We start from the raw sequence: 18,594 nt of genomic DNA, 5'->3' as shown, positions 1-18,594 counted from the left end.
AACAGGGAATAAAAAAAGCTCCCCGTGGGGAGCCTTGGTTTGCAGCCTGACGGCTTATTTTTCGTTATACATGTTGGCGTATTTCAGGCCGAAGTACAGGATGAACAGGTAGCACGCGGCCGGCACCAGGAACGACAGTTGCAGGTTGATGTTATCCGCCAGCAGGCCCTGCGCGAACGGCACCAGCGCGCCGCCCACGATCGCCATGCACAGCACGCCCGAACCCTGGCCGGTCAGCGGACCCAGCTTGTTCAGCGCCATCGAGAAGATGGTCGGGAACATGATGGAGTTGAACAGGCCCACCGCCAGGATCGCCCACATCGCCAGCGTGCCGCCGCTGAAGATCGCCAGCAGCACCAGCGCGATCACCGCCGCCGCATTGAAGGCCAGCGCCTTGCCCGGGCTGATGGTGCGCATCACGGCGAAGCCGATGAAGCGGCCGATCATGGCGCCGCCCCAGTAGAAGCTGACGTAATGCGCCGCATCCGCCGCCGACAGGCTGGCGACCTTCGGATCGCCGAGGAAGTTGATCAGGAAGCTGCCGATCGACACTTCACCGCCGACGTACAGGAAGATCGCGACCGCGCCCAGCGCCAGGTGACGGTGCTTCAGCACCTCGCTGAAGCCGCCTTTGACGCCGTTGTCCTCCGCATCGGCGATCTTCGGCAAACGCGCCATCGCAAACAGAATGGCCAGCACCAGCAGCGCGCCGGCCAGCGCCAGGTAAGGACCTTGCACGCTGGCCGCTTCCTTGGCGTGATACGCCGCCACCTCAGCCGCCGGCAGCTTCGCCAGTTCATCGGCGCTCAGCACCACGCCGCTCAGGATCAGCATGCCGCCCAGCGATGGCGCCACCGTGGTGCCCAGCGAGTTGAAGGCCTGGGTCAGGGTCAAACGGCTGGACGCGGTGCGCGGATCGCCCAGCACCGCCACGTAAGGATTGGCCGCCACCTGCAGGATGGTGATGCCGCCCGCCAGCACGAAGAAAGCGATCAGGAACAGCGTGTAACCGCTGGTCGCCGCCGGATAGAACAGCGCACAACCTGCGGCCGCGATGGTCAGGCCGGCCACCGCGCCGTTCTGGTAGCCGAGCTTCTTGATCAGCATACCGGCCGGCAGCGAGACGATGAAGTAGGCGCCGAAGAAGCAGAACTGCACCAGCATCGCCTGCACATAGGTCAGCGTGTAGACCGCCTTCAGGTGGGGAATCAGCACGTCGTTCAACGACGTCAGCAAACCCCACATGAAGAACAGAATGGTGACGATGACCAGCGGCCCGGTATTGCTGCCCGTGTGCGCCGGGCTGCCCGCCACCGGCGCAGCTTGCGAATAGTGTTCCATACTTTTACTTTCTCCTTGTTTTATTTAATGTCCCCACACGCCAGCGCATCCTTGTCCCTGGCGGCGCCGCCAACGATCTGGATGTTAGCGAACGTCGCGGTGAACGGCGCATCGGCGCTCACGCTGAATGGCGTGCTCAAAGCCGCCAGCGGCAAACCACGGTCCGCGAAGCACGACAGAGGGATTTTGACCGTCTGCTTGCCTTTGCCGGCCAGCTGCTGGAATACAGCGCTGGCGTCCAGCTCCACCGTTTCGATGCCGATTTGTACCTTGCCCTGCGGCGGCGCCGACACGATGGCGTCAAACTGCAGCGCGCCATCGGTGCTGGCGTAGGCCGGCAACTTGATGGCCTTGCCGGCCTGCGCCTCCAGTTTCGCCGCCCCGGTCCAGGTCAGACGCTTGGCGTCCTGCTGGGTGTTGATTTGTGCGGTTTCCACCTTCACGGTCGGCAGGTTGAACACGGCATTCAGGTCCGCCCCCAGCGCCACCCGCTGGCCGCCGCTGCTCACATACAGGCCGTAAGTCGCGCGGTCGGTAGGATTGTACACCGGGACAGCCGTAGTTTTGCTACAACCGCCATCAGGATAGCTGGTGTCGAGCAGTGGCAGCGTTGTTTTGCTGCTGTAGTTCAGGCCAAAGCCAAACTTGAACAGCGGGTCGTAACTGGCGTCGCCCACGTTCAGTGGCGACTGGCAGGCCGACTTCGGCCACGAGAACGACAGCTTGCCGCGGAAGTCCTTGTTGATCCTGCCGTTCGCTTTGCGGAACAGCACATCGGTCACGCCCTTGCCCTCGGTGCCCGGCAGCCAGGCGGCCACGAAGCTGTCCGACAGGTTGAGCAGGTCGTTGGTGTACAGCGGACGGCCGGTGATCGCCACCGTCACCACCGGCTTGCCCTTGCCCGACACGGCCTGCAGCACCGCCAGGTCTTCCGGATGACGGCCGCTGAGGCGCAGCGTGCCGGCCGGGCCGATGTCGCCATCCCCTTCGGCGTAAGGCGTTTCACCGATCACGGCGATCACCGCGTCGAACTGGCTGACATCCGCGCCGGCAGCGTTTTCGCTGAAAGTGACGTTGTCCTTGCCGGCGACGTCCTGGATCGCGGCCAGGATGGTGTCGCTGTACGGGTAGTCGCTGTTCTTGTTGTCGGTGCCCTGCCAGGTCAGCGACCAGCCGCCCGACTGGTTGGCCATGTTGTCAGCGCTCTTGCCGACCACGAGGATCTTCTTGCCGCGCGCCAGCGGCAGCACGTTGCCGTTGTTCTTCAGCAGCACCAGCGATTCCTGCACCGCCTTGCGCGCCAGCGCGCGGTCCCGCAGCGCCTCCTGCTTGCCGGCGTAGATGTTCTGCGACGGCTTCTTGCCATCGAACAGACCGGCACGCATCTTCACGCGCAGGATGCGTGTCACCGCGTCATCGATGCGCGACATCGGAATCTCGCCCTTCTCCACCTGCGCGATGGTGTTCGCGATGAAGGTCTTCCACTTCTCCGGCACCATCACCAGATCGACGCCGGCGTTGATCGAGGCCGCGCAGCTGTCTTCGGCGCAGCCAGGAACTTCAGTGATGGCGTTCCAGTCGCTGACGATCAGGCCATCGAAGCCCATCTTCTCTTTCAGCGCCACGGTCAGCAGCTCGCGGCTGCCGTGCATCTTGCCGTGATCGGCGCCGCCCTTGACGTCGTTCCAGCTGTTGAAGGACGCCATCACCGTCTGCACGCCGGCTTGCAACGCCGGGTAGTAGCCCTGCGCGTGGATGTTGATCATCTCCGACATGGTGGACTGGTTGACGCCGCGGTCCTTGCCCTCGAAGGTGCCGCCGTCGCCGACGAAGTGCTTGGCGGTGGCCACCACGGTGTTATCGGATTTCAGGTTGCCCTGCAGGCCCTTGACGTAGCCGGCCGCGTAATCGCGCACGATGGACGGATCCTCCGAGAAGCTCTCGTAGGTGCGGCCCCAGCGATCATCGCGCACCACGGCCAATGTCGGCGCGAACACCCAGTCGATGCCGGTGGCGCGCACCGCCTTCGCCACCGATTTGGCCATGTCGGCCACCAGCTTCGGATCGCGCGCCGCGCCCAGGCCAATGTTATGCGGGAACAGCGTGGCGCCATACATATTCGAGTTGCCGTGCATGGCGTCGATTCCCCAGATGACCGGGATCCGCACCTTCATGTCGGTGCTCATGGAGGCATCGTAGTAGGCGTCGGCCAGCTTGACCCAGTCGGCGGCGCTGGCGTGCTTGTTATTCTGCGGCCAGCTGCCGCCGCCATTCAGCACGGAGCCGATGTAGTAATTGCGGATGTCCTCCGGCGTGCTGAATTTGATTTCGGGCTGCGTCATCTGGCCGATCTTCTGCGCCAGCGTCATGCCGGCCACGATTTCCTTGATGCGCGCTTCCATCGCCTTGTCCTGCTTGACGGCGCTGGTGATGTGCGGCCAGTCGGTCAGCGGCCTGGCGGCTGGAGCAACGATGGCGATGGCGTTGGCGCTCAACGCCAGGGTTGCGGCCAGGACGGCGCGGCGCAGGATGTGGTTATGCGAATTCATTCAGTCTCTCTCCGTTATTTATGTCGTCATTCCCGCGCAGGCGGGAATCCATACTCAGCATAGACTCCCGCCTGCGCGGGAGTGACGGTTAGGCTCCGCGCACGAAGGCGCTGTACCACTGGCCGCTCTGCTTGACGATGCGGCGTTGCGTCGGGTAGTCGATGTAGGTCAGGCCGAAGCGGCGCAGATACCCTTCCGCCCATTCAAAGTTATCCAGCAGGCTCCAGGCGAAATAGCCCTTGATCCTGCCGCCGGCCGCGATCGCGTCGCGCATCGCCGCGAGGTGGCGGATCAGGTAATCGCGGCGCGCGGTGTCGGTGACGGCGCCGTCCGCGCCGATGTGGTCATCGTAGGAGGAGCCGTTCTCGGTCACATACAAATCGCCGGTCGGGTAATCGCGCGCCACGCGCTCCAGCAGCGTGATCAGGCCTTCCGGTGACACCTCCCAGCCAAAGTCGGTGCGCTGGCGGTCTTGCGGATAGACGATGCGGGTGCGCAGCGGATATTCCTCCGGCGCGTCCACCACAACCTCAGGGAAGTAGTAGTTCACGCCGAGGAAATCGCACGGCACGGCGATGGCTTCCATGTCGCCGGCCTCCACCACCGGCGCGTCCTTGCCCACCAGCGCCAGCGCTTCCGCCGGATAGCCACGGCCGTACAGCACATCGAGGAACCAGCGGTTGCGCAACGCGTCGTGGCGCGACACGGCGGCGATATCGGCCGCGCTGTCGCTGGCCGCCTTCACCGGATGCAGGCTCAATGCGATGCCCACCTTCGCCCCCGCCACATTGGCGCGGATCAGCGGCACGGCGCGGCCGTGCGACACCAACACGTTGTGGCAGACCTGCAGCGCCAGCGGCAGCGACTTGTTGCCCGGCGCGTGCATGCCATCCCAGTTGCCGTGCATGGCCGTGCACCATGGCTCGTTATGCGTGATCCAGTGCTTGACGCGGCCCCCAAGGTGTTTGGTGATGACGTCGACGTACCGCAGATACGCGTCGATGGTGGCGCGGTTGTTCCAGCCACCCTGGTCCTGCAGGTACTGCGGCAGGTCCCAGTGATACAGCGTGCACCACGGCTGCAGGCCGCGCGCCAGCATGCCGTCCACCAGCTTCGAATAAAACGCCAGCCCCTTCGCATTCGGCTCCGCATCCACGCCGTTGAAGATGCGCGTCCACGCGATCGAGAACCGGTAGGAATTCAGTCCCATCGATTGCGCCAGATCGAGATCCTCCTCCCAACGGTGATAGTGATCGCACGCGACTTCGCCGGTGGAACCGTCGCGGATCTTGCCTGGCGTGGCGGCGAAGGTATCCCAGATCGATGGCACGCGCCCATCAACGGCGGCCGCGCCTTCAATCTGATATGCGGACGTGGAGACGCCCCACAGGAAGTCGCTGGCAAAGTCGGAGCGCTTGATCGCCGTAGGCAGGTCAGTAAGAATCATGGTCATAGTTTTATTTGGCGAAGGGAGTAGGCGGTACGGTGGCGTTCATCCATTTGATGGCGGTCTGCTGCGGCTGATACGGCACGCTGCCGTACAGGCGGAACAGGTTTTCAATCTCGGTCAGCGAGGCCTTGGTGAAATCGAGTTTGGGTATGGCGGCGCCGGGCGCGTTGGTCACCAGGCCCCAGGTGCCCTTGCCCTGCCCGCCCTTGTTGGTCAAAACCTTCCACGCCCACGCGGTCGAGGCCCAGCCGTTGGCGACGTAGGTGTCGTAGGTGACGCGCATGACTTGCCCGCCATGCTCCGCGCCCATGAAGGCCCAGGGCTGGAACTCGCCGACGAAGAATGCGGTGTTCAGTCCTTCCAGCTTGGCCTTCCATTTGCAAACGTTGTCACCATCGCCCGCGCAAGTCAGCCAGCCCTTGTGCACGGCCAGTCCCGGCTTGCCCCAGCCGAAATGGCCGGGATAGGGATGCATCTCGAAGGCGACGTTGCGCATGCCGTGGTCGGACGGCTTGCCGTAGGCGTCGATGCCCTTGTTATGGCCGGGCAGGATGATGACGTGGTTCTGGTCCACCTCGCGGATCGCCTGGTACAGCGTGCGCATCACGACCGCCAGGTTCTCCGGCGTGGTGCCCCATGGTTCATTCAGGATGCTGTAGCCGGCCACCGCGCCGCGATCCTTGTAGCGGGCGGCGATCTGCTGCCACAGCCAGATGGTGCGCTCCTGGTATTCCGGCGTGTCCCAGTACTTGTTCTTGCCGGCGCAGCCGCTGTGATGTTCCCAACCCTGGCTGCCGACCGCGCCATGCAGGTCGAGGATGACGTAAATGCCGCGCTTTTCGGCCTCATCGATCACGCGGTCCAGATACTTCCAGGCGTCGGCGCGCAGATGGCGCGGATTCTGTTCATCTTCAATCACGCTGTAGATGAACGGCAGGCGCACCAGATTCAGATTCATCTTCGGCAGCAGATCCCAGTCGCGCTGCGTGATCCAGTTGTCGCGGAAGACGCCATATAAACGCTGGCGTTCTTCGTAGCCAAAGCGCTGGTCCAGTACCGCCTCCAGCTTGCACTGGTCGTCCACCGCCTTGGTCTCCTGGCCCATCATCCAGAACTCCTGGATCAGGTAGTTGCCGAGATTGACGCCGCGCAACGCCGGCTGCCGGCCGTCGGCATCGAGCCACTTCGTGCCCTCGGTGTGCAGCATTGGCAACGCCGCTTGCGCGCTGCCGGCCAGCAGCATGGCCATGCCCAGCAATCGTTTTATGAACATCCCGCCTCCATTTTATGGAATCGTTTCCAGGTCACTTTAAAAAAAGAGCATGCGGTCGTCGCGTGCTCTTGATCTTTACTTCTTTTTACCTTTCAACGGCGCCAAAGAGGCCCGTTGCGCCACATGCAGCTTGTATTCGCGCTCGACCGGACGCTTCAAGTCGTAGCAGCGGTTGAGCAGATAATTCAGCCCGTTCAGGGTCATCTCGCTCCACGGGATATGCACGCTGGTCAGCTGCGGCGCGGTGAATTCCGCGCTGTGCGTATCGTCGTAGCCGAGCACCGACACCTGCTGCGGCACCTGCACGCCCGCCTTCTGGAACATCGACAAGGCCCCCACCGCCATTTCATCGTTGGCACAAAACACCGCCGTGAATTCCTCGCCCGACCGCAGCAGCTTCTCCGCGCACGCCAGACCGCCTTCCGGCGTGAACTCGCCGTCGGCCATCCACATCTTGCGCGTGTCGACACCGGCCGCCTCCAGCTCCGCCTTGAAGCCGGCGATACGCTGCTGGTTGTCGGGCGCCGCCGCGCGGCCGGCGATCACCGCGATCTTGCGGTGGCCCAGCTCCAGCAAGGTGCGCGCCGCCAGCCGTCCGCCGGCCTCGTGGTCCACCGTGAAGCACTGCTCCGAGATGCTGGCGAAATCCTGGTTGATCACCACCACCTTGGACTGGAACGGTCCCAACGCCACAAAGTCCTCGTCCTCCATCGCGTTGCTCATCACGATCAGGCCATCGCTGCCCCGCTCGATCAGGAAATTCACGCCCTCGATCGCCTGGTTGCGGGCATCGCCGTCGCCGACGCCGAACGCCACCACCATGTTCAAGCCCGCCGCCCGCAGCGCCGTGTAGATCGACTGCAGGATCGGCGTATAGAACGTCCCGCTCAGGTACGGGATGTACACGCCGATCATCTGCGAGCTGCCCGACAACAGCGAGCGCGCCGCGTGCGACGGCCGGAACTCCAGCTGCTCGATCGCCTTGCGCACCTTTTCCGTCGTGGCTTGCGATACCGATCCCTTGCCGCTGATAACGCGCGACGCGGTACCCAGTCCCACGCCCGCCAGCCGGGCTACGTCTTTGATGGTTGCCACGAGATCCCTTATCCGTTCAGTCTATGCGGCGGCAAGGATAACGCGCCCCCGTCAATCTTGCAACGCCGAGGCGATCCCCTTCTGCGCCTTCTCCACCGGCATGCGCGTGTTCCAGAACGTGGTCAGCACGTCCTGCAGCGCGCCGTTCTGGTCGGGCGTCAGGAACACCTCGATCATGCCGACCGCGCGCGTCTTGTCCTTGAGGATCGCCATGCCGGCCTGCGCGCAGACATCCATGCTGGAGGTGTCGACATTGCTCAGGATCGGCAGCGAACCCTTGATCTTGTTGAATTCCAGCTGCGCGCCCGGCGCCAGCATGGTGGTGGCCAGCAGCTTTTGCGCGCGCACCGCGTCCGGCTGGCTGGTTTTCGGGAACACGAAGGCGTCGCCCTGGATCAGGTAGGGCACGTTGGGGCCGAGGCCGGGGATGCAGCCGAAGTCCTTGCCGGCGGTCTGTCTGGCGGCGGCGAATTCGCCCTTGGCCCAGTCGCCCATGATCTGCACGCCGGCCTTGCCGCTGATCAGCATGGCGGTGGCGTCGTTCCAGTTGCGGTTGGGCGAGCCGGCGTCCACATAGCCTTGCAGGCGCTTGAAGGCCAGCAGCACCTTCTTGAACGCTTCCGAATTGATCGCCTTGGGGTTGCGGTCGCGCAGCACCTGCAGGTACAGCTCCTTGCCGCCGACGTTGGCCAGCATGGCCTGGAACAGGATGTTCTCCTGCCATGGCTGGCCGCCGTGCGCCAGGCCGACCAGGCCGGCGGCCTTCAGCTTGTCCAGCGCGGCGAACAGCTCGTCCGGCGTGGCCGGCTCCTTGTCGATGCCGGCTTTCTTGAAGGCGGCCTTGGAATACCAGATCCAGGTCGACATGTGGATGTCCACCGGCGCCGCGTAGAAATGGCCCTTGACCTTGATCACGTCCAGCACCGGCTGCGGCATCAGCTGGTCCCAGCGGTCGCGCACGGCGATGTCGTCGACGTTGTTGAGCGAACCCTGGTCAATCAGGTCGCGGAACTGCTTGGTGGTGTTGAACTGAGCGGCGGTGGGCGGATTGCCGCCGACGATGCGGTTGATGGCGACCGCCTTGGCCTGATCGGCGCCGGCGATCGCGGTATCGCCCCAGACGCCGCCGGCGGCGCGGTAGGCCTCGGCGAACTTGCGCACCGCCGCCGACTCGCTGCTGGAGGTCCACCAGTGCATCACTTCCGCCTTGGGCGCGGCGGCGGCATGCGCGGCGCCGGCCGCGCCCAGCGCCAGTGCCAGCGCGGCCAGCAAGGTCCCTGCCCGGCGCGGTGCGCCCGTGGTGTGCTTGTCCATCCAGTCTCCGTCGTTATCCGTATACCCGATACTACCGCCTTCGCGCCGGCAAAAAAACCGGCGCCGCCCAAAGGCGCCGGCAACTCCGCGGGGCGAAGAGACGAGGGTGAGATTGGAAACGTTACCAATCCATGGAGAAATATAACACCGCTTGTTTTTGGGTGTCAACGGAAATGCAAAATTCGGGACCAGTGCCGCTAAATCAAGCCTTTTGACCGCAAACCGATGAGCCGTCATTCCCGCGCAGGCGGGAATCCATAGGGCGCGTGATCATCAGTTCAGCATGGATTCCCGCCTGCGCGGGAATGACCGGCTCTTAACTTGGGGTCACACCTCCAGCGCCAGCACCCGCAGGCGGTGGCCGTCGCGGTCCAGCGCGACAAAGGTGTAGCCGAAGTCCATCGCGGTCGGGCGCTGGGCGATGGCCAGGCCGCGCGCCGCCCAGTCGGCGTACATGTCGTTCACCACGCTGCGGTCCGGCACCGCGAACGCCAGTTCGCTGCCGCCGCCGCTGGCCAGCACCTTCGGCTCGGCGGTATGGCGCGACCACAGCCCCAGCTTGAGCCCGGACGGCAGCACGAACAGCACAAAGGTCGGGCTGCTCTCGACCGGCTGCAGGTTCAACAGGTCGGCATAAAACGCGCCGCTGGCGGCGGGCTGGTCGACGTACAACAGAACATAGTCCGGGCTCATGTGATTCTCCGTGCAAGGTTGGCAATGAAGCCAGTGTAAGGCGCGGCGCTGACAGTTTCTGTCAGGAGCCTGCTTGCGTCAGGTCAATAAGTTGAAATTTCCTGATGGATAAAATCGAACGGTCCACACCAAGGAGACCGCCGCATGCGCCCCACCCGCTTGCCGCGCCAGCGCGGCGCCATCTTCATCCTGTTCGCCATGATGGTGCTGGCCCTGCTCAGCATGGCCGGGATGGCGCTGGACCTGGCGCTGGCGTACAACCGCAAGGTCGAGCTGCAGGCCTTGGCGGACGCCGCCGCGCTGGCCGCCGCGCGCGAGCTGAACGGCACGGCGGCCGGCGTCGACAAGGCGGTCGAGGCCGCCGCGACGGCGGCGGCCGGCTTCAAATACCGCTACAACGCGCTGGCCGTGCCGTGGTCGGACGCCGCGCTGCGTTTCGCGGCCGCGCCCGCCGGCCCCGATGCCGGCTGGGTGGACGCCGCCAGCGCCGCCGCCACCCCGGCCACGTTGCTGTACGCCAGGGTCGACACCGCCGCGCTGGCGGCGCTCGACAGCCACCTCAACCAGGTTCCGTCGATCTTCATGCGCGCCAACGCCGGCGCGCCGCCGACGCTGCGGGCCGCCGCGCGCGCCATCGCCGGCCGCCTGAAGATACCCGTCACGCCATTGGCCATCTGCGCCCAGGGGCCGGCGCAGGCGGCGCGCGCCAACACCAGTGCGCCGGCCTACACCGAGCTGGTGGAATACGGCTTCCGTCGTGGCGTCGCCTACAACCTGGTGAACCTGAACCCCGACGACACCACCCCGGAACACTTCCTGATCGACCCGCTGACGCCGCCCGGCATGCCCGGCTCGGCCACCAACTTCAGCACCGCCGTGGTCGGCCCGTTCGTGTGCGCCGGCGCCATGCTGATGCCCAGCGTCACCGGCGGCGCGCTCCACGTGCAGCGCAACTTCCCGCTGGCCGCGCTGTACCCGCACCTGAACTCGCGCTTCGACATTTACACCGGCAACCACTGCGTCGCCGAGGCCGCGCCGCCCGACAGCAACGTCAAGGCCTACCTGTACTCCAGCATCACCTGGATGAACCCGGCCAGCGGCACGCAAACGGCCGCGCCCTGGACCAGCGGCGGCACCCGGCTGTGGACCCGCGCCGATCCCCTGCCCGGCGACGCCAGCAACACCGCGCCGCTTTACGGGCCGCTGTGGTCCTACGCCCGCGCCGTGCCCTACTCGGCCTACAGCGCCAGTCCGGTCGAGCCCGCCAATGGCTACGCCACCTTCGTCACCGCCGACTGGTCCAAGCTGTACACGCCGGGACCGCCGGCCGCCAGCGGCTACCCTTCCGCCACCGCCGGCGCCACGCCCTACAGCACCGGCGGCGGCAACAACTTCCTGGCGCCATCGACGCACCCGCCGGGGCTGGCGCGGCGGCGCGTGTTGAACGTGGCGCTGCTGTCCTGCCCGGTGCCGGCCGGCGCCATCACCAGCGCCACCGTGCTGGGGGTCGGCCGCTTCTTCATGACGGTGCCGGCCACCGCCACCAGCCTCAGCGCGGAGTTCGCCGGCATCGCGCCGGCCGCCTCGCTGGCCGGCGCCGTGGAGTTGCTGCGATGAGGCGCCAGCGCGGCATCGCGGCGCTCGAAATGGCGCTGATCCTGCCCACCCTGATGACGCTGCTGGCCGTGGTGCTGTACTACGGCCGCCTGACGCATCATTACGAGGTGGTGCAAAAAGCCCTGCAGGCCGGCACGCGCTACCTGTCCAGCGCGCCGTTGATGAATCTGAAAACGCCGGCGCTGGCCACGCAGGAAAGCGCGCTGACCCAGGCCATCGTGCAGGCCGAACTCGACACGCTGGGCAGCGGCGCGGCGATCGTGGTGGCGTGCAACGGCGTGCCGTGTGTGCTGCTGAACGGCGTCGCGCCCACCGAGATCTCGATCACCGTGATCGTGGACGTGCCAAACATTTTTCCCGGCTATGTGCAGGAGTTGCTGGGGCAGCGGCTCTGGATCAGCCGCAGCGTGCGCTATGTGGGCAACTAAGCGACAGCCGCAGCGCGGCGCCACCGTGGCCGAGTTCGCACTGAGCGTGGTGATGTTCCTCGGCGCGCTGTTCTTCGTGATCGAAGCCATGCGCGTGCTGTACCTGTGGAACACCTTGCAGGAAGCCACGCGCCGCGCCGCCTACCTGGCCGCCGTGAGCGACTTCAGCAATCCCGCCGTGATGGACGCGATACGCCAGTCGGCCGTGCTGCGCGGCGGCGCCGGCCACCTGCCGCTGGGGGCGCCGGTCAGCGACGCGCATATCCGCATCGATTACCTGTCGCTGACGCGCAGCGCGGACGGCGGCGGCCTGGCCATGACGCCGATCGCGGCCGCCGACATGCCGGCCTGCCCGGCGCGCGCGCACTTCAATTGCGTCGCCAACCCCTACGGCCCCAGCTGCATCCGCTTCGTGCGCGCGCGGCTGTGCGCCCCGGGCACGGACTGCGACGCGGTCAACTACCAGCCAATCTTTCCCCTGACCGGCATCCACCACGCCCTGTCGCAGGCGACCACCATCGCCAAGGCCGAATCGCTGGGCTACCAGCCCGGAAGCCCGCTGTGCCCATGAGCAGCCGTCACGGCGGCGACGGCTGGTGCCGCCTGAAGGCGTCGCGCAGCGCCAGCCTCAGCTGGGCATCGTCGCACGGGCGGGTCAGGAAGCGGTAGATTTCGCCGCTGTTGACCGCGTCCAGCACCGGCGCCAGCCCGTCGTGGTCGCTCAGCAGCAGGCGCATGGTGTCGGGATACAGGCGGCTCGCGATCGCCAGCAAGCGCGGGCCCGGCACGTCCGGCAGGCGATGCTCGCACAGAATCACTTGCACCGGCGTGCGCGCCAGCGCCTCCAGCGCCTCGTCCACATTGGACGCGGCCAGTATGCGGTACCCTTCCGAGCGCAGCGCGCGCTGCACCGCCGCCGCCCGCGCCGGTTCGTGGTCCACCACCAGCAGCGTGCGCTCCTGGGTGTCGGCCGTGGCCGGCAGGTCGATGTGGCGGTCGGCCCGCAGCATCGCCGCGAACGCCTCCGCCGCCACCGGCGGGCTGAAATAATAACCCTGGATCTGGTCGCAGCCCTTGGCCCGCAGTTGCTCCAGTTGCGCCGCCGTCTCCACGCCCTCGGCGATCACCAGCATGCGCAGGTTGTGCGACATGGCGATGATGGCCGAGGCGATGGCCGCGTCGTCGGGGTTGCTGGTGAGGTCGGTGACGAAGGCGCGGTCGATCTTGACGCTGTTGAAGGGGAAGCGTTTCAGGTGCGCCAGCGAGGAATAGCCGGTGCCGAAGTCGTCCAGCGACAGGTGCAGCCCCATGCCGCGCAACTGGCGCATGGTGCGCTCGGCGCTGGCCGGATCGTGCATCACCAGCGACTCGGTCAGCTCCAGCTCGATCAGGTCGCTGCCCAGGCCGTGCCGCGCCAGGCCGTTCGCGACCTGCGCCGCCAGATCGCCGTGGCCGAACTGGAGCGCCGACAAATTCAGCGCCACCGGCACCACCGGCACGCCGGCCGCCAGCCACGCGGCCTGCTGCGCGCAAACGCTGGCGATCACCCAGGCCCCGATCTCGAGAATCAGGCCGGTTTGCTCGGCCAGCGGGATGAATTCGGCCGGCGAGACCATCCCGCGGCCCGGATGCACCCAGCGTATCAGCGCCTCGGCGGCGGCGATGCGGCCGCTGTGCAGGTCGACCTTGGGCTGGAAATGCAGCACGAACTGGCGCTGCTCGCAGGCGCTGCGCAGCATGTTCTCCAGTTCCAGCTTGGCCAGCATGTTGGCGTTCATCTCGGACGAATAGAACGACAGCCGCTCGCCGCCGGCCTTGGCCTGCTTGAGCGCCGCCTCGGCGTGCCGGAACAGCGCCTCGGCGTCGGCGCCGTCGCGCGGATAGCTGGCGATGCCGCCATGCACGGTCAGGTGGACCTCGTTGCCATCCAGCTGGATCACCTGCCCGATCAATTCGGCGGCGTGGCCGATCAGCGGCAGCAGATCCTCGCCCGCCCCGCAGGCGCCGGCGATGACGAAGATGTCGCCGGCCAGCCGCGCCACCGTGCAGGGGCGGTTCAAGCCGTCGAGCAGGCGCTGGGCGACGATGCGCAGCACCTCGTCGCCCGCGCGCGAGCCGAGCGCGTCGTTGAGCCGCTTGAAGCGGTCCAGGTTGAGCATGAACACGAACGCATGGCCGCCCTCGTGCCGGCCGGACTGGATGATCTGGCCCAGCCGGTCCTGGAACAGGGCCTGGTTGGGCAGTCCCGTCACCGCGTCGTAATAGGACAGGTAGTTGACGCGCTCCTCCTGCGCGATGTATTCCATGGCGAAGGAGATGTCGCCGGCCAGGCCGTCCAGCAGCGCCAGCTCCTCGGCGTCGAAATAGCCGGCGTCGCGCGCATAGAACACCATCACCCCGGCGGCGGCCGGGCCCAGCATCAACGGCAGCGCGATCAGCGACAGGAAGCCATGCGCGCGCGCGTCCGCGCAGGCCGCGCCGGTCTGGGCGGGATCGCTCAGGTCGTTGCAGCAGGCGGCGCGCGCATGGGCCAGCGCGCGCCGCGGCGCGCTGCGCTCGTCGTCCGGCTCGCGCGCCATGGCCTCCAGCAATTGCTCGAGCCGTTCCGGCGTGCTGCCGCGCCAGGCGACGGCCTTCATGCCGGCGCCGTCGCGCAGGGCGATCCAGGCGGTGTCGAAACCGCCATCCTCGGCGGCGACGCGGCAGGCCTCGTGGTAGAGCGCGGCGCGGTTACGGATGCGGATCACGGCCGAGTTGATCCCGCTGAGCACGCTCTTGATGCGGCTGAGCCGGGCGATCTTCAACTGGTGCGATTCCAGCTCCCGCACATAGTGGGCCAGCTGGTTGGCGTTGACCAGCGACATGTGGGTGCGCACGCGCGCGCGCACCAGCGCCGGCGACACCGGCTTGACGATGTAGTCGACCGCGCCGCACGCGAAGCCGGCCGCCTCGTCGCCCACCTCGCTCATGGCGCTGACAAAGATGACCGGGATATCGCAGGTGTCCGGCTGGGCCTTGAGCTGGCGGCAGACGGCATAGCCATCCATGTCGGGCATTTGCACGTCCAGCAGTATCAACACCGGGTGATGCTTGCGCGCGGCCGCCAGGCCCTCGGCGCCGTTGCGCGCGAACGCCAGCGGGTGGTCCTCGCCCAGAATGGCGCGCAGCGTGGCCAGGTTGGCCGGCTCGTCGTCGATGATGAGGATCGGCGCGGTCATAGGCCCCCCGCCGCATGCCGGGCGATCAGCGCGCGCACCTCGGCCTCGGCGCCGCGGAAGTCGAAGCCGTCCAGCCGGTCCTGTACCCCGGCCAGCGCGCCGGCCGGACAGCGTGGCGCCAGCGCCGCCAGCAGCGGCACGGCGGCGTCGGGATTGTCCTGGTCCAGGCAGGCCAACAGTTCGGTCAGCAAGACGCCGGTGTCACGCGGGTCTTGACGGGCGGGGGCGCCGTCCGAAGCCGGGCCCGCGCCCGCCCGCGGCGCGAGCGACGCGGCGGAGGCGGCCACGGTGGCCAGCGCCTCGCGCAGCAACCGGATCAGGCCTGCGGCATCGCCCCCCTGGCCGTGCGCGGCGTATTGCAGCGCGGTCGCCAGGCGGGTCACTTCCGGCAGCGACAGGTTGCCCGCCACGCCTTTCAGCTGGTGGGCGGCGGCGTCCAGGGCGGGCGCGCCGAAGGCCGCCAGCTCCGCCTCCAGCCGGTCGGCGATGTCGCCGAAATCGGCCAGGAAGCGCCCCAGCACCGCGCCGTAGCGTTCACTGTCCTTCCAGACCAGCGCGGCGCGCCGGCAGTCTATGCCGGGCAGCGTCAGGCCCGCCAGCGGCGTGGGGGCGGCGAGCGGCGCCACCACTGGCGCTGGCTCGTCCGCCGGCGCCGGCGGCGCCGCGCCTTCGCCCGCAGGCCGGTCCGGGCTGACGCGCGCCAGCCGCCGCACCACGTCCATCAGCTCGTCGACGTTGAACGGCTTGGCGACAAACGCGTCCATGCCGGCCTCGCGCGCCTCGTCCTGCTGGCTCTTGAAGGCGCCGGCGGTCAGCGCCACGATAGGCAGCGTGGCGAAGCGCGGCGACTGCCGCAGCAGGCGCGTCGCCTCGTAACCGTCCAGAACCGGCATCTGCACGTCCATCAACACGACGTCGACCGCGTCCGGATTGTTCTCCAGCCAATCGACCGCCTCGCGGCCGTTGCTGGCCAGGCTGACGACCGCCCCTTCCGCGCTCAGGATGCGCAAGGCCACCTCGCGATTGATGTCGCTGTCGTCGGTCACCAGCACGCGCACCCCGGCCACGCGCTGGCTGACCGGCCAATCCTGCGTGCTGACATGCTCGCTGCCGCGCCGCTGCTGCGCCTGCGCCAGCGCGTTGTACAGGCAGGAACTGGTCACCGGCTTGGTCAGCACGCCGTCCACCAGTTCAATGTCGGGATGCCTGAGCAATTCATCGCGCGCGTAGGCGGTGACCATCATCAGCACCGGCTGCTCATCCTCGGGATAGCTGTTGCGGATCTCGCGCGCCAGCTGCATGCCGTCCATGACCGGCATCTGCCAGTCCAGCAACAGCGCGTCGAAACCACCATCCGCGTCGTGGCGCTGGCGCACGCACTCCAGCGCGCTCTCGCCGGACACGGCCTGGCTGGCGCTCCAGCCCAGTCCGCGCGCCATCAAGGCGATATTCTCGCGCGAGATGTCGCTGTCGTCGACCACCAGCACGTCGAGATTGGTCAGCGCCGCCGGCTCCATCTGGCCGGCCGCCACGCAGTCGAACGGCAGCGTGAACCAGAACTCGCTGCCGCGCCCCATCACGCTGTTCACGCCGATCTCGCCGCCCATGTGCTCCACCAGATAGCGGCAGATGGTGAGGCCCAGCCCGGAGCCGCCGAAGCGCCGCGTGGTCGATGTGTCGGCCTGGCTGAAGGCCGTGAAAATATGTTGCAGCTTGTCCTCGGGAATACCAATGCCGGTATCGCTGACGGCGAAGCGCAACAGCGCGTGATTGTCGCGCTGCTCCAGCACCTGCAGGCCGATGCTGACCGAACCGTGGGTGGTGAACTTGATGGCGTTGCCGGTGAGGTTGATCAACACCTGCTCCAGCCGCAGCGAGTCCCCCACCAGCTGGCCGATGCGCGGCGCAGGCGCGATGGTCAGCTCCAGGTCCTTGTGGCCGGCGCTGGCCGCCATGATGCTGGCCAGGTTGTCGAGCACGTCCGACAGATCGAACGGCACCCGCTCGATCTCCAGCCGCCCGGCCTCGATCTTGGACAAGTCCAGAATGTCGTTGATGATCGCCTGCAGCGAACGGCCGGCGTTGCGGATCTTGCGCACCAGGTCGGCCGCGTCGGCGTCCAGGTGGCGCTGCTCGAGCAAATACGCCAGCCCGAGGATGCCGTTCATCGGCGTGCGGATCTCATGGCTCATATTGGCCAGGAAATCGGCCTTGGCGCGATTGGCGGCCTCGGCCTCCTCGGTGCGCGCCTCCAGCGCCGTGTTGGCCACCTGCAGCTCGCCGGTGCGGCGCGCCACCCGCGCCTCCAGATCGGCGTTCAGCGCGCGCACCTCGGTCTCGGCGGCGGCGCGCTCCGTGATCTCGTGCTCCAGCGTCTGCAGCATGCCGTTGAAGGCGTCCGCCAACTGCCCCACCTCGTCCTCGCCGACCTTGGGCGCGCGCAGCCGATAGTTGCGCTCCCGCACGACCTGGCGCGCGATCTCGCTGACGCGGGTGATCGGCCCCGAGATCCAGCGCTCCAGCAGCGAGGACAGGCCCACCCCGAGCAACAGGCTGGCCAGCAGCACCGCCGCCAGGATGGCCAGGTAGCCGCGCAGCCACGCGGCCAAGTCGTAGCGCTCGCGCAAATACACGGTGCCGCGCAGCCCCTCGCCCTCGCCGATGCGGCGGAACACGGTGAGGTCGCCGGCGCCGAATGCCGCGCCGTCGCCCGGCTTCAGCGTCGCCGGCGCGGCCGGGGCCGAGTCGTCGCGCCGGTAGCTCGCGAACAATTGGCCACTGGCGTTGTAGATGGCCGCCGTCAGGATGTTGGGATTGGCGCGCAGCAGCGCCAGGTTTTCATTGGCCACCTTGGCGTCGTCGAACTCGATCGCCAGCGCGCTGCCTTGGCCGAGGATGGCGGCGATCGAGGTCAACTCGCGCACCGTGGTGTCGCGGTTGTCGCCCAGGTCGTGGTACAGCAGGCTGACGCCGGCCAGCGCCAGCGCGCACAGATTGGTCACCAGCACCAGCAGCAGCAACTTGTGGCGCACCGAGCGTATCCGCAGCTTCATGGCCTGTCCCCCTCGATTTTATGTGCGACCGCCAGCAGCCTGGCGCTGATCTTCAAGCCGCTGCGTTCGGCGTGCGCGACCGAAACGTCGAAGCGGATGCGGTTATCGATCTGCACGAAACTGATCGCGCTGCCGGCCGCCAGCGTGCCTTCGCCATCGGTGATGGCCAGCATGCCCGGCGCTTGCGCGCTGTCCAGCGCCCGCCTCAGGCGCGCGCCGTCCAGCGCGCCGATGTACAACACCTGGACGCCGCTGGCCGCCTCGCCCGCGCGCAAGGTGCGCACGGCAACGGCGCGGCCCTTGATCTGACGCGTCAGGCGCAACTGATTGAGCTCGGCGGCGACGGGATCGGCCTCCACCACGCCGATCGTCAGCGGCGCGGTGCTGCTGGCGAAGGCGTCCGCCGGCCACTCGATATATTCGGCGAAGCGGTAGATGTACGCCGCCTTGACCTGCGCCTCCAGATTGGCATCCCCGGCCCACGGCACGGGCAGCACGCCACAACACAGCGCCACGGCGACCAGGCAGTGGCGCAGAGGTGCGAATGCGGTGCGCGTCCCCAC

The 18,594-nt window shown here is 67.1% G+C and carries 13 protein-coding genes; 3 read left to right on the top strand and 10 right to left on the bottom strand.

The window, feature by feature from the left end; all coding sequences use genetic code 11:
* Positions 1-54: 54 nt before the first annotated feature.
* From fucP to FHW83_RS18610, 7 genes are all read right to left on the bottom strand, one after another.
* Positions 55-1,341, bottom strand: a complete 1,287-nt coding sequence (gene fucP / locus FHW83_RS18640; RefSeq protein ID WP_176647835.1) for an L-fucose:H+ symporter permease — start codon at positions 1,339-1,341, stop codon at positions 55-57.
* A 20-nt stretch (positions 1,342-1,361) separates the two neighbouring features.
* Complete coding sequence (locus FHW83_RS18635; RefSeq protein ID WP_176647834.1) at positions 1,362-3,890, bottom strand: exo 1,3/1,4-beta-D-glucan glucohydrolase; 2,529 nt, start codon at positions 3,888-3,890, stop codon at positions 1,362-1,364.
* A gap of 88 nt (positions 3,891-3,978) precedes the next feature.
* Positions 3,979-5,343: a GH1 family beta-glucosidase gene (locus FHW83_RS18630; protein WP_176647833.1), complete on the bottom strand. Its 1,365-nt coding sequence runs from the start codon at positions 5,341-5,343 to the stop codon at positions 3,979-3,981.
* Positions 5,344-5,347: 4 nt separating this feature from the next.
* Entirely contained in the window at positions 5,348-6,613 is a 1,266-nt protein-coding gene (locus FHW83_RS18625; protein ID WP_176647832.1) for a glycoside hydrolase family 5 protein, read from the bottom strand.
* 75 nt (positions 6,614-6,688) lie between these two features.
* Positions 6,689-7,708, bottom strand: coding sequence for a LacI family DNA-binding transcriptional regulator (locus tag FHW83_RS18620; protein WP_176647831.1), 1,020 nt, complete (start codon positions 7,706-7,708; stop codon positions 6,689-6,691).
* A 51-nt stretch (positions 7,709-7,759) separates the two neighbouring features.
* Positions 7,760-9,022, bottom strand: coding sequence for an ABC transporter substrate-binding protein (locus FHW83_RS18615; protein ID WP_176647830.1), 1,263 nt, complete (start codon positions 9,020-9,022; stop codon positions 7,760-7,762).
* Positions 9,023-9,349: 327 nt separating this feature from the next.
* Complete coding sequence (locus FHW83_RS18610) at positions 9,350-9,715, bottom strand: VOC family protein (RefSeq protein WP_176647829.1); 366 nt, start codon at positions 9,713-9,715, stop codon at positions 9,350-9,352.
* A gap of 144 nt (positions 9,716-9,859) precedes the next feature.
* Between FHW83_RS18610 and FHW83_RS31160 the strand changes: the two genes are divergently transcribed.
* The 3 genes from FHW83_RS31160 to FHW83_RS18595 are packed head-to-tail and all read left to right on the top strand — an operon-like array spanning position 9,860 to position 12,331.
* A complete protein-coding gene (locus FHW83_RS31160; RefSeq protein WP_176647828.1) occupies positions 9,860-11,332 on the top strand; it encodes a pilus assembly protein TadG-related protein in 1,473 nt (490 codons plus the stop codon).
* Positions 11,329-11,760 (top strand): TadE/TadG family type IV pilus assembly protein, encoded by a 432-nt coding sequence (locus FHW83_RS18600; RefSeq protein ID WP_176647827.1) that lies wholly within the window; start codon positions 11,329-11,331, stop codon positions 11,758-11,760. The genes FHW83_RS31160 and FHW83_RS18600 overlap by 4 nt, the downstream gene beginning before the upstream one ends.
* A complete protein-coding gene (locus FHW83_RS18595) occupies positions 11,747-12,331 on the top strand; it encodes a TadE/TadG family type IV pilus assembly protein (RefSeq protein ID WP_176647826.1) in 585 nt (194 codons plus the stop codon). Before FHW83_RS18600 ends, FHW83_RS18595 begins: the two co-directional genes overlap by 14 nt.
* A gap of 7 nt (positions 12,332-12,338) precedes the next feature.
* Here the strand turns inward: FHW83_RS18595 and FHW83_RS18590 are convergent, their stop codons facing one another.
* The 3 genes from FHW83_RS18590 to FHW83_RS18580 are packed head-to-tail and all read right to left on the bottom strand — an operon-like array spanning position 12,339 to position 18,594.
* A complete protein-coding gene (locus tag FHW83_RS18590) occupies positions 12,339-14,978 on the bottom strand; it encodes an EAL domain-containing protein (RefSeq protein WP_176647825.1) in 2,640 nt (879 codons plus the stop codon).
* Positions 14,975-18,031, bottom strand: a complete 3,057-nt coding sequence (locus FHW83_RS18585) for a response regulator (RefSeq protein WP_176647824.1) — start codon at positions 18,029-18,031, stop codon at positions 14,975-14,977. The genes FHW83_RS18590 and FHW83_RS18585 overlap by 4 nt, the downstream gene beginning before the upstream one ends.
* Positions 18,028-18,594 carry a YfiR family protein gene (locus FHW83_RS18580; protein WP_176647823.1) on the bottom strand — a complete coding sequence of 189 codons (567 nt, stop codon included), beginning with the start codon at positions 18,592-18,594 and terminating at the stop codon, positions 18,028-18,030. The genes FHW83_RS18585 and FHW83_RS18580 overlap by 4 nt, the downstream gene beginning before the upstream one ends.

It is taken from the genome of Duganella sp. SG902 (assembly GCF_013376005.1).
GTDB lineage: Bacteria > Pseudomonadota > Gammaproteobacteria > Burkholderiales > Burkholderiaceae_D > Rugamonas.
Note: the sequence above shows the minus strand (reverse complement) of the source record. Positions and strands in the feature narration are given on the sequence as shown.